This window comes from uncultured Sulfuricurvum sp. (genome assembly GCF_937936435.1).
GTDB lineage: Bacteria > Campylobacterota > Campylobacteria > Campylobacterales > Sulfurimonadaceae > Sulfuricurvum.
Genome location: NZ_CALDDG010000011.1, coordinates 15,176 through 26,959 on the forward strand (window position 1 = coordinate 15,176; position 11,784 = coordinate 26,959).

At 42.9% G+C, this 11,784-nt stretch carries 10 protein-coding genes and 2 tRNA genes; 2 read left to right on the forward strand and 10 right to left on the reverse strand.

Annotated features, from left to right (window positions below):
• Positions 1-23: 23 nt before the first annotated feature.
• Genes Q0389_RS01620 through Q0389_RS01645 form a run of 6 tightly spaced genes read right to left on the reverse strand, consistent with a single transcriptional unit; the run spans position 24 to position 5,517 of the window.
• Complete coding sequence (locus Q0389_RS01620; RefSeq protein WP_298690964.1) at positions 24-971, reverse strand: MoxR family ATPase; 948 nt, start codon at positions 969-971, stop codon at positions 24-26.
• Positions 968-2,086, reverse strand: a complete 1,119-nt coding sequence (locus Q0389_RS01625; RefSeq protein WP_298690966.1) for a BatD family protein — start codon at positions 2,084-2,086, stop codon at positions 968-970. The genes Q0389_RS01620 and Q0389_RS01625 overlap by 4 nt, the downstream gene beginning before the upstream one ends.
• Entirely contained in the window at positions 2,067-3,593 is a 1,527-nt protein-coding gene (locus Q0389_RS01630; RefSeq protein ID WP_298690968.1) for a VWA domain-containing protein, read from the reverse strand. The genes Q0389_RS01625 and Q0389_RS01630 overlap by 20 nt, the downstream gene beginning before the upstream one ends.
• Positions 3,590-4,504, reverse strand: coding sequence for a VWA domain-containing protein (locus Q0389_RS01635; protein ID WP_298690970.1), 915 nt, complete (start codon positions 4,502-4,504; stop codon positions 3,590-3,592). The genes Q0389_RS01630 and Q0389_RS01635 overlap by 4 nt, the downstream gene beginning before the upstream one ends.
• Before the next feature lie 18 nt (positions 4,505-4,522).
• Positions 4,523-5,125 (reverse strand): pentapeptide repeat-containing protein, encoded by a 603-nt coding sequence (locus tag Q0389_RS01640; protein WP_298690972.1) that lies wholly within the window; start codon positions 5,123-5,125, stop codon positions 4,523-4,525.
• Positions 5,122-5,517 carry a thioredoxin family protein gene (locus tag Q0389_RS01645; RefSeq protein WP_298690974.1) on the reverse strand — a complete coding sequence of 132 codons (396 nt, stop codon included), beginning with the start codon at positions 5,515-5,517 and terminating at the stop codon, positions 5,122-5,124. Before Q0389_RS01645 ends, Q0389_RS01640 begins: the two co-directional genes overlap by 4 nt.
• Before the next feature lie 187 nt (positions 5,518-5,704).
• Between Q0389_RS01645 and Q0389_RS01650 the strand changes: the two genes are divergently transcribed.
• Together Q0389_RS01650 and Q0389_RS01655 are read left to right on the forward strand one after the other, a co-directional pair.
• Positions 5,705-5,780 (forward strand) — tRNA-Lys (locus Q0389_RS01650).
• 18 nt (positions 5,781-5,798) lie between these two features.
• Positions 5,799-5,873, forward strand: a tRNA-Glu gene (locus tag Q0389_RS01655).
• 87 nt (positions 5,874-5,960) lie between these two features.
• On the opposite strand, the gene Q0389_RS01660 is transcribed toward Q0389_RS01655, so the two are convergent.
• The 4 genes from Q0389_RS01660 to Q0389_RS01675 form a co-directional block, all read right to left on the reverse strand.
• Positions 5,961-6,218 (reverse strand): helix-turn-helix domain-containing protein, encoded by a 258-nt coding sequence (locus Q0389_RS01660; protein WP_298690976.1) that lies wholly within the window; start codon positions 6,216-6,218, stop codon positions 5,961-5,963.
• On the reverse strand, positions 6,206-7,618 hold the full coding sequence (locus tag Q0389_RS01665; RefSeq protein WP_298690978.1) for a hypothetical protein: 1,413 nt from the start codon (positions 7,616-7,618) through the stop codon (positions 6,206-6,208). Before Q0389_RS01665 ends, Q0389_RS01660 begins: the two co-directional genes overlap by 13 nt.
• 1,151 nt (positions 7,619-8,769) lie before the next feature.
• Complete coding sequence (locus Q0389_RS01670) at positions 8,770-10,740, reverse strand: GGDEF domain-containing protein (protein WP_298690980.1); 1,971 nt, start codon at positions 10,738-10,740, stop codon at positions 8,770-8,772.
• A gap of 500 nt (positions 10,741-11,240) precedes the next feature.
• Complete coding sequence (locus Q0389_RS01675; RefSeq protein ID WP_298690982.1) at positions 11,241-11,732, reverse strand: hypothetical protein; 492 nt, start codon at positions 11,730-11,732, stop codon at positions 11,241-11,243.
• Between the last annotated feature and the right edge of the window lie 52 nt (positions 11,733-11,784).

An 11,784-nucleotide genomic window follows, 5' to 3' on the forward strand; every position in this document is an offset into this window, starting at 1 on the left:
GCACACGGTATTCGAACATGATTTTACGGAATCGGTACCGCTTTTACGATCTGTTCGATCAAATCGTCGATCTCGATCCCCTCCGCTTCGGCTTCATAAGTCAGTACGATCCGATGGCGCATCAACTCCTTGACAATCGATGCGATATCGCCCGGAGTGACGAAATCCTTGCCGCGTAAAAAAGCGACGGCACGTACCGCTTTGAACATATCGATACTGACACGCGGACTGGCACCGAACTGCAGATATTTACGGATCGATCCTAGAGCGTATTTTTCAGGCTCCCGGGTCGCACTGACCAAAGCGATCATATAACGTTCAACCTCTTCGTCGATATGGACTTTTTTCACCGCCGCTTTGAGGGTATTCAAAAGATCGGGAGTGATCACCGCATTAATCGCTTCGGCGGATGAAGAGGCGACTCTGCGGGCGATGGAGAGTTCCTCTTCCGGAGTGTTGTAGCCCACTTTGATTTTCAACATGAAACGATCCAGCTGTGCTTCGGGGAGCGGGTAAACCCCTTCGTTCTCGATGGGATTTTGGGTCGCCATGACCAAAAACGGCGGAGAGAGTCTAAAACTCTCATCCCCCAATGTCACTTGCCGTTCCTGCATCACTTCAAGCAATGCGGATTGCACTTTTGCCGGAGCCCGGTTGATCTCATCGGCCAGGAGGAGATTGGTAAAAATCGGCCCTTTTTTGATTTTGAACCCGTTGTTTTGAGGATCGTATACCTCAGCACCCAGAATATCGCTCGGGAGAAGATCGGGGGTAAACTGCACCCTTTTAAATTCAAGCCCGAGGGTTTGCGACAACGCTTTGACCGTTGTTGTTTTCGCCAGTCCCGGAATCCCCTCGATCAGTATATGCCCCTCACACAAAAGCCCGATCAGCAATCCGTCAATCATTTTTTCCTGACCGACGACGACTTTGGCGACTTCGGCACGTATGCGATTAATAGTCTCTATCATTGATCCACCTTTTTATCTAGTGTGAGTTTATCCAGTTTCTTTTTAGCTTCTCTTAATCCGATCTCTCCCGATTCGAGCCGACTAACGATGTTATCATAACGTTTGTCCCCATCCAACGCCAATAACATCACCAGTTCTTTGGAAGATCGGGCTCTCTCCCAGAAACGTTTGGTTTTTCGTCGGGGGCGATATTTCCACACCCTGCGAAGCACTTCTCCCGCTGCAGCTCCAAAAGCGATGAGTCCGGCATACAGCGCATACCGCCGAAGAGTCGCGGTATTGGTCAGGTCGGGCGCATCCAAAAGGGAGGATACGTCATACCCTTCCTCCACTTCGACGGGGATAGGAGCCGTTGTCAGATGGCTATAGCGGTTATGTTCCGTGTCAAACAGATTCAAACTCACCGGAGGGATAACATACGGTTTGTCAGAGACCAGTGCAAACTCTTGGCGGACCTCTCCGCTATCTCCTTCCGACGTAGCCGAGAGTTGTTTTTGCGGTGATTCGGAGAAGACTTTTACTCCGCTAATATTGAATTCAATCGGAGTGAATTTTTCCAGATTCCCCGTTCCTTTGAGAATAATACTCAAATGGAGCGGTTCATGGGCGCGTACGCGCGTTTTGTCCGCCGAAATTTCCAACGTCATCTTCCCGGTCAATGCGGCATCGTTGGGTTTGGATTCAAACGAAAAAGTGGGAAGGGTTATGTTCGTCGTCACAATATCGATTTTACTCACGTTATCGCGTCCCAAATGGGCATTATAGTCGACGGCCCCCGCCGGAACATACTCCACGACCCCTTCCATAGCGACCGGTATCGTTCCGCTTTGCTTAGGGGTGAGTACCAAATCGAACGTGTCGATCCGTTTCCCCTTTACTACCCGGTTTTGCTCGCGAAGAATCGTCAGTTTATACGATGCCGAGTCCACCGGATGGAGTTTGATCGCATAATCGGCCGCACTTTCGTCAAAACGGCACTCATAGCGTACCAATGCGCTCTGATCCACCCGTAAGGTTTGGGGAGAGCGAAGCAGCTGCCAATGATACGTCACGCTCCATCCGCATGTCGGAAGCGCGATCATAGCGATTAAAAGATTACCAAGGCTTCGTTTCATGGATGCTCCGTTGATTGATCAGTTCGTATTGGCGGGAACTGAGTTTGGCTTTGCCCTGCGACATCGACAACCGGGGGTCGCTTTGCATTTTTTTCCCTTCGTCTCCTCCGCCGCCGGATGCACTATCCGTTTTCATATTCGATCCCCCGCCCTCTTTGGCACTTTTTTTCGCCCCCGTCGGCTTGTTCTCTTCCGCGGCGAAACGGTCTTTTTTCTCTTTACGGACACTCAGAGTCTGCTGTTCGGGTGTCTGAGCGATTGCCCGTAAATTCTGGTCGGCCGCTTTGGTGTAACGGAGACTCAACGATTTCAACAGCGCCTCCCGCGCTTCGCCAAACTCCTGAAGCCGTATATGGCAATTGCCCATATTGTAAAAGATATTGGCTTTAAACGCGGCGCGGTCGGTTCGGATGGAGTGATACAGCATCAGCGCTTCCTGGTATTTTCCCGCTTTATACAGCGCATTGGCACGGTTATATCGCGCATAGATCGAATCGACTCGGGCATATAGCTCGGCAGAGCGTTCAAAAGAGCCCTGATCGTAATTGCTCTTTGCAAAATAGAGATTGGCAAAATCGATCATTCCTCCCTGAGACGATACCCCTGCCAATGCCATCAGCCAAATGATCCGCGTGCGGATTTTCGATCCTAGCGTAGTGAATACACTGATAAAAACCGCCAATGCCAACCCCAGCGGAAGATAAAACCACTCCTGATAACGCATCAGCGATGTACTTCCCGTAAAATCCTCATTTCTTCGTTCATTGATAAGATCAAGAACCGCTGCGGTATCCGTCCCCCGGATCATTTTGCCTTGATGTACGATCTCTTCGATCGCATCGTTACGGGCACTGAGCACGATATGTCCCGCGTCGTCTTTCAACACGCCTCCCTCTTCCGTTCCCGGTAGAGTACTCCCTTCCCGTGATGCCAGCATCACTACACTCAGCGATAAATCATTGGCACGGACAAACTCCTCTTCGTTGGCATACGAGCTTTCATCGCCTCCGTCGGTGAGTAAAATGACGACGGGATGAGCGGCATGAGACATTTTGCGCGCCAGTTCCAACGCACTCATGATATTGGTCCCTTTGGTCATGATCTGCGATTCATCCAATCCGTTAAAAAGGTGCTCCAGCAACTCCTTGTCTTTCGTAAGAGGGGAAAGAACGATCGCATTGGTGGTAAATCCGATCACGCCGAAACGGTCGATCTGATCTCTACGGACGATCTCGGTCAGTATCCGCTTCGCCGCTTCCAGACGGCTGGGGACGATATCCGTCGCCCGCATCGAATACGACAAGTCCACCGCCAAAACCACATCCGAGCCCTTTTGTTCCACATTCATCGGCTTTTGGACGACTACCGGACGGGCCAGTGCCAAGATCAGAAGTGCGATCGTCGCCAAAAGCCCTTGTTGCAGCTGCCATTCTCTTCTCCTTGCGATCCACACATACACAATAACACCGAGATACGCCAAAAACCAAAGAGGCGAGAGAAAACTCATACAGCGATCCTTCTGCGCCACATCAGCCATGTAACGATCAACAACGCACCGGCAGTAAACCACTGATAATAGTGTTCGAAAAAAGTATGCTGCTCACTTTTGATAGAAGATTTCTCAAGCGTATCGATCTGTGCATATACCGCTTTGAGTTCCTCTTCATTGGTTGCAGCGAAAAACCGTCCGCCACCCTCTTCCGCCAGCTTTTTTAGGAGAGCATTGTCAAACTCTCCGGGTTTACCGATTCCGATCGTATAGAGCTTTATCCCCTCTTTTCGAACTTGTTCCATCGCCTCTTTCGGCGAAATCGAACCGCTGTTATGCTCCCCGTCGGTAAGAAGGATAATCACTTTAGAACGGGCTTTAGAATCGCGCAGGGCATGTACGCTCATCGCGATCCCCTCTCCGATCGCCGTGTTTTGTCCCGCCATTCCCTGAGAAAGGTATCCGATCATTTCGACGATAATCTCTTTTTCATACGTTACCGGTGACGCAATAAAAGCGAAATCGCCAAACATCACGACACCCACGTTATCTTCGATCCGTTTCATTACAAAATCGCCGGCGATCTTCTGAACGATCTCAAACCGGCTTTTACGGCCGTTATCATCGTTCCCGAATCCCGATGCGTTCATCGACCCGCTTCCGTCGATGGAGAGGACGATATCGATCCCGTTTCGGTTTTTCGGATCGGAATAATCGACACTGACCAGTGTCGCCAATCCCCCGACCATCAGAATGACCGCTAGGTTCTTCAGCATCCATTCGAGATTTTGCCATCGCCCTATATTCCCGAAAAAAGAGAGATGGGGAAAATAGCGCGGATGAACGATCACCTTGCACCGATACAGGCAATACAGCAGTGGCGGCAGTGCTAAAAATGCCCACGGAAAATCAAACGACCATACATTCATACGGAAATTATAACCTTTTTATCGGCAGGTCATATCCGCATCGAAAATCGCTTCTTCTTTTTGGGCATACGCACATTGTGAACGGCTCATGATAGTATCCGAGAAAAAGGTCTGCCATAAGATCGCCCCTTTAAGTGTCGTGCTGTAAAGATCGGTTCGGACAAATTTCGCATCCCCCAATTCGGCATCGGTAAAATCGGTTTGTACCAAGACGGCATCGGTAAAATCGGCTTTCCAGCTTTTCGTTCCCCGCATATCGGCGAAACTCAAGTCGCTATGGTCGAGATGGACCCCTTTAAAATTGCCCCCGTGTGCATGAAGTCGGGTAAGATTGGAATGGCTCATCGTCCCTTTCCAGAAAATCGCCCCTTCCGCATTCGCGTCACTGAGATTGCATCCGCTAAAATCGGCCATTTCAAATACGCTGCCGCTTAAATCGGCACCGCTGAGATCGCTGTCGTGGAAATCGGCACCGCTGAAATCGTTATCGCGTAAATTTGCTCCGCGCAGATCGCATCCGATGCACTCTTTTTCTTCCAACGCCTTTTTAAGATGCGACGGATCGTATGCAAACAGCGATAGCGATCCGATCATGGCGGTTACTATAACTTTTATTATCATTCCCTTTCCCGTATCCGATGAAGTTCTTGTAAAAACGGCTCTGATCGTTTGCCTCCGACGATCGTCTCTTTCTTGTTCCCCTCTTTATCGATAAAAAACATAGTCGGGATACCGAAGAAGTCATACCCCTTAGGCAGCGGATCTTTTCGGACGTTTTTTTCGATCACGATAAAATTCTGACGCATATATGCGCCCACATTTTTATCCGGAAATACTTTGTGTTTCATATAGGCACATTCCGGACAATCATCTGTCGTATAGATCATAAGAACCATTTTAGACTCTGATCCCATAGACGCAACCGCCGCTTTAAACTGACTGTCGTTTTGAATCGTCCCCGCATACAGATGCGATGCCAGTATGGCGATCATCGATAATAATGTTCGTATCATGATAACTCCCGCTCTTCAATTCATCACTATAATATCATTTTTTAGCCCTTATACCTTGTTTATAGTATCTTACTTTTCTTTTCAGCGTCTAAAAGAGGATATTTACTAAAAAACTATTGACAAAAAAGGTTCTAACCGCTATAATTCCCGTCCATAAATTGTGCTGGAACAGTTTATTGTTGTTTACGTCTCGTTAGCTCAGCCGGTAGAGCATCTCACTTTTAATGAGGGGGTCGATGGTTCGAATCCATCACGGGACACCACTTATCAGCCACTTACGTGGCCCCATCATCTAATGGTTAGGATTCCAGATTTTCATTCTGGCCATAGGGGTTCGAATCCCCTTGGGGTCACCACTTTAAACTCCCTAAAATATGTACTTTCAATCACTTTAAGTTTTATCGGGTGACCATTTAGGTGACCACTTTTTGCCTTAAGTTTTCTCAACCAACTTGATTTCTTTCAATAATTCTATTCACTTCAACAGCCTTATAAAAGAGTTTTCCGCCAAATTTATAATAGGGAATCTCCCCATTCATTCGCATTTTTGCCAAAGTTGATTTATTAAAATCAAACAGAGTAATTAACTCACTCTCTGTAATGAACTCCTTTTCGGGTTGTATCAGTGTCTTTAACTGCTCCATGATTTTGTTTTGAAATGCTATCAAGTCGCTTTTGGTAATCAGATCTATTGTTGCCATAGTTCTAACTCCTTTTGCCCTACTCTTCTGTTATGAATCTCTTCATTGACCATCTGAATATGTTTAACGATCAGTCCGATGTCTTGATCTTTTTGGGCTAACTCTTGATGCAGTGCTTTAGTGAGCAGTTCACTAAGTTGTTTCAGTTGCATATCACTTGTATGTTCCAAACTCTTCGGCAGTGTCGGAACAGCTATAAAGTTACGGGTAAGCAGATAGTTGCGTTCATCCGTTTGAAGCACTACGGGAATAAATGGTTTGAGCGCTTGTTTTGCTTCTTTGGTAAGCCACAGACGGCTTTCGTGCAATACTTCTCTTACTTCGTCTTGATTGACTGTAATGGCGTGTTGTTCGTATTTACCGACCAATGCACGGAAGTCCTCAATAAAGTCGTTAGACGTAAGCTCTTTTGGAGCATAAACAACACGTTCCAAAGGGATAGTGTTTTGCTCTATTGCGTTGAACGCATAAGACGAATCGAGATATTCCCACAGCGGATGAGTACGTGCTTTATAGAGGCGGTTAGCTTCCAAGTCTTTTTCACTGATCGTGGAGATATCAACCAAACGCACTTGTTCCATACACTTATGAAAGAGTGTTTGAACATTACTCAGCAGATCATCGAGCGTACTGATTTTATACTGTTTGAGAAAGTCACGGTGACATTCGATTTCAAAGTTCCATAGAGGGTCTTTCATCTTGATACCGTACTGTTCAAAGTAGAGTTTCATGTAATAGAACTTCTCTGAGGTTTTATCGAGTTCGATTAACTTGTCATAGATTCGAAAACGTGAGGGAGGCTTGCCGATGTAAAGCGTTTCGTATCGGTTTTTAGTTCCAATCACACGGCTAAACTTTCGTTTACGGGTTGCGATCTGTTCAGGTTGAATAACACTGCCCAAATCAAACTGGCAAAAGATATTGAGATCAACACGGGTGACGAAGTAGAACGGTTCGGTTATCTCTTTGAGTATGCACGTATTGATGTAATCGACAAGGAATGTCAATCCCAAAGCATAGATGCCCAAGCCTTGAAGCTGTACCCGAATATCTTGAACTCCGCGGTTCGTGTTTGGGTCTTTGAATCCGACACGAAATGCACCCGCAACGTCACTGAAGAAGTAAAAGCCCTGCTCTTTGCCCAGATAGACAAACTCAATATCAGAGATGATGATTTTTAAAGAGCCTTTGGGAATAAACCCGCCGTTTGTCTCTTTGGCTTGTTCAACAACAGAGAAAATCGAATAGTGATAGAACGATTCATAAGCACTATTGGATTGAATGAAATAATAAAGTGAATCGATTCCCGAAGCGGTCGGGAAATTGTAAGCCTCGACAGAGGCAACGCCGTTTAACGCTTCTTGCTCCGTTCCTAATGGAGCATTAACAGAAGTAATCATTTTTAACCCTTTACAGGGTTCCTAAAGCCGCGTATATTTACCTATTTTTTGTTTCTAAGGGGGTATTACTATATACCCCCATTTCATCCTAATACTTCGATTGCTTTTTGATCTTTCCACAACTGATTAACTCGTTGTTTCCCCCACGCTAAAGCGTGGTGGTCTTTCAAAGGCAAACGCCGCCTTTCCGCTTTGCGGCGGCATAGCCGCAAAGCACGCGGTATAGGGCGGCGAGCATTGGAAATAGACAATAGGTAATTTATCTGGTTCTTTATCTGTGTGCTTAGTTTATGTAAGGGTGCTTATGCGGCTTCTGTGCGGCTCTATTTATGTACGTACGCTCTACGCTTCTCTCAGACTCGAATTAATCGAGAACCTCCACGTTTTTTTCGCTTTTTCTATTGTTTCTGCCTAGGTGTTGCCTACTTGCGTTTCTTTTTGTTATTGCGTTCTTTGACCTTAAATGCGGTTCATTGGAACCAAAATTTTAATGTACCCTTTTGATCGGGTCAAGAAAAGTTTAGCGGGTTTGAAAAAGAGTGTCAAGATTAAATCTAAAATATGTTGTAGATCGGCTGGAAAAATCCTTGGATATATAAAGGCACATTTTTTGTTCCAAATGTCTATAGGATATCTGGGAATTCAGGATTTTGGATTGTTGAACACTTTGTGGAACACGAAAAGCTCGTAGCTACAATCTGTGTTCCAAAAGTAAGACGTTATGGCTTTTTTTCTTCAAACAGGTCAAAAAATTTTAAATAAAGTCGTTAGAGGCAAGTTCTTTTGAAGCATAAATAACCCGTTCTAAAGGGATAGTATTTTGCTTCACAACGTTGAACGTATAAGATGAATCGAGATATTCCCATGGCGGATGGGTTTGCGCTTTATAGAGACGGTTAGCTACCTAGTCTTTTTCACTGATCGTTGAGATATCGACTAAGCGCACTTGCTCCATACACTTATGAAAGATGTTTGAACATTGGCGAGTAAGATCATCAAGTGTACTGATTTTTTACTGTTTGAGAAAGTCACGGTGGCACTCAATTTCAAAGTTCCATAGAGGGTCTTTCATCTTGTTATCGGGTCAGGAAAAGTTTAGTGGGTTTGAAAGTCAATTGTAATACTATAATTTTACCTATCTTGTTTTGTATTTATAAATTAACTATAACTTGATTACGCCCGTTGTTTTTTGCATTGTAAAGTGCTATATCTGCCCTTTTAATTGTTTGTTGCACACTTTCATTCTCAACATGTAATGTTCCTCCAAAACTACATGTCAGCTTATCAACGTATTTAAAAGATTTATTTGATACTGATGTTCGTAGATGCTCAGCAAATTTTTCAATATTGTTAAGATTATCAGTTGGAAAAATCAATAAAAACTCTTCACCACCCCAGCGGATCAAATAGTCATCCTTTCTAACTAATGACTGAATTAGGGCACTTAATTCTATCAAAACACTGTCTCCGACATCATGCCCATATTGATCATTTACGGTTTTAAAATGATCGATATCAAATATAATAAAGCCGGTGCTCTTATGATCAAGATTATTTTGATTAATCAAAGTAATAATATTAATGTCAAAATAAGTTCTATTATACATCCCAGTGAGCTGATCATGTAATGCCTGTTTTTCTAGTTCCAACTTTTCAATAAAGTTATCGCTAATATCTGTAAAGTTGACTACATAGGTTTTAGAATCAAACTGATTTATGGAGACAACAAATGCATGGGACTTTAAATAGTGATCAAGCATCGATACAATTCGGTTACGCCCAGACACATGCAACATGCTCTCAATCCAATGTTTCTCATTGTTGGTGACTTTGCCAAGATGAAAAAAAATATCGTCTCTAACAAAACAGTCACAAATACAAGCATGATCTTTGTGAAACGCTTCGATAGTGTCATAACCAAAAAACTCAAAAAATCTTTTATTGGCAAATTGTAATTCGTATCCGTCCGTTAATATCACAATACTGTGCTGAAGATCAACAAATTTTTGCAATTTTTCAAACATCTGAACTTTTTTTACTCTTATGTAAAGTAGTAATAAAGTTATTGATAATGCAGTAAGCAAGGAGATAATAGAGACTGCTGAAAAAAATGCTAAAGGATATGATTTCCATATAGGTATAGGTTTGTTAATAACATATGCATTTTGTGGAATTGTGGATGTACTGATTCCGTATCGATTCAATGCACTATAGTCGATTATCATTTGAGTCGTATGGTAATAATTTCCAAATGCTCCGTTTTGGTGGTAGTCGAGCAAAGCTCTAACAAGTTCTTTAGCCGTTTTAGAAGCATCAATCATACGCCCACCAATAGTGCCAGATCCAAGCAGAGAACTATAAAAACTATAAACTGGAACAGGGGAAACTTTCACAATACGTTCGAGCACTTCTTTAGGAACACACTTCTTGCCTGTATTATCATCATGAACTCGAGTATAAAATATAATACTATTTTTTCCTACACTTTGGACTTTCTTTTCCAAGTCAGGGAGGGAAAAGTCTGTCCAACGGGTAATCGGAAGTGATGTTGTCTGTTTCAGAATTTCCATCAGACGATTGCCAAGTTCAGGATGTCTGTCGACGACATATACATGTGTAGCGTTAGGGTTTTGATCCAAAGCTAATTGAATAGTCTCGGATATACTTCTATTGACATTTACCTGAAGCGTTAAGGTTGCATTGTAATCAGGAACATCTTTTGTGTCTGCATAGCAAACGACAGGTATACCAGGAAATAGTTCTGGAAAGTATTTTAAAAAGAGTGCAGATGCAACATCGGATTCGATGATAATTCCATCAATCTGAACACTGCCGTATTTTCTGCTGAGATATTCGACCCAGTATTTTTCTGGCATCTGTTTTTGAAGGCGATTGGCATCCATACTTTCATAAAAAAAGTTGATCGTTGGAGTAAATTCGTTTTGTCCTTCTTCCAAACCATGACGAAACTCTTTTTCCCATGGTAACTCGTCATTGTAAGAAAGCAATACAAGAAAATTATATTTTTGATGTGTTGATGCATAAACATCAGTTAAGCAGATAAGAAATAGGAATATAATTCTTAAATTCCTTAGGCTTTGATTAATTTTACGTTTATTCACTTCAACTATTCCATATTATTTAGACTTGATTAATAATATAACAAAACATATAAAAAATTTCTTGCACCTCACCACTCGACTCTCTCCGTTTAAGTAATAAAATATTGCTTCACAGTATGGGTGTCAGTCAGTAGAACCTAGCAATGTATAACATTGACACCTTAGTTTAACAATCCTGAAGCAGCCAAATTTCTCATCCAACGAAATCTAAATCGATTCTAGTATTTTTGTTAAGTGTCATTATATTGCCACAAACAGAAGTTAAAATAAGTGAAGATTGTGCAAAAGAGACATTGGAAACTTCGCTTTTAGTAAGGTTTATTCATAACTTGTGGTCTTCCTGAAGCATATGGGTAACTAAGACATCTATAACAATAAAGTCGATAACTTTTCTGATCTCAGTTTCATCGTGGATAATTTTTTCACCCAAATGAGTACTTTCGTGAACATTTGCCTCAAACTAAAATCACTGTTCTAACAGTAAGCCCTTCCACCACTTTTTAAACTTCGATTGAAGTATGGTTTTGAATTTTTGCTTCAAGTGAAGAAAGTTCTGTTTCCAGATATGCGTGCTGAGCTTGTTTCTTGGCCAATGTACTTTTTGAAACCGAATCATCTTTGCTCTTTAATGCCTCAATTTCGTGCTCTACATTTTCAATTTTTTGTTCAACATTCTGAATTTCTAGTTCTGTTGCGTCATCTGATGCTGTTGAACTTTGAGAATCCTTAGTTGATGAAGTTTCCGATGTTGAAGCAGTTGACTTTTGAGAATCTTGAGTGGTTGCAGTTTCTGATGTTGATGTATAGGAGCTAGTTGAACTGGTTGCTTTATTGGTTGTACTGCTATTTTTGCTTGTAGAACTTGTATTGGTAGTCGTTTTAATGGCATTGGCTGTCTTACTTGTTGTAGCAATTGTAAAAAGCAACTTGTTAGCCGTTTGCATTGTTTTATATAAAGTTTCTTCTGCCATAGAAGCAATCTCTGTTGACATCATTCTCTCCTCATTTTACAAGTCATAAATGAGCTTTCATTAAAGCCATATA

Coding starts and splice junctions, on each gene's coding strand:
- Q0389_RS01660 (WP_298690976.1), bottom strand. CDS start 6,218: ATGGCAACAATAGATCTGATTACCAAAAGCGACTTGATAGCATTTCAA.
- Q0389_RS01625 (WP_298690966.1), bottom strand. CDS start 2,086: ATGAAACGAAGCCTTGGTAATCTTTTAATCGCTATGATCGCGCTTCCG.
- Q0389_RS01645 (WP_298690974.1), bottom strand. CDS start 5,517: ATGATACGAACATTATTATCGATGATCGCCATACTGGCATCGCATCTG.
- Q0389_RS01665 (WP_298690978.1), bottom strand. CDS start 7,618: ATGATTACTTCTGTTAATGCTCCATTAGGAACGGAGCAAGAAGCGTTA.
- Q0389_RS01620 (WP_298690964.1), bottom strand. CDS start 971: ATGATAGAGACTATTAATCGCATACGTGCCGAAGTCGCCAAAGTCGTC.
- Q0389_RS01675 (WP_298690982.1), bottom strand. CDS start 11,732: ATGTCAACAGAGATTGCTTCTATGGCAGAAGAAACTTTATATAAAACA.
- Q0389_RS01635 (WP_298690970.1), bottom strand. CDS start 4,504: ATGAATGTATGGTCGTTTGATTTTCCGTGGGCATTTTTAGCACTGCCG.
- Q0389_RS01630 (WP_298690968.1), bottom strand. CDS start 3,593: ATGAGTTTTCTCTCGCCTCTTTGGTTTTTGGCGTATCTCGGTGTTATT.
- Q0389_RS01640 (WP_298690972.1), bottom strand. CDS start 5,125: ATGATAATAAAAGTTATAGTAACCGCCATGATCGGATCGCTATCGCTG.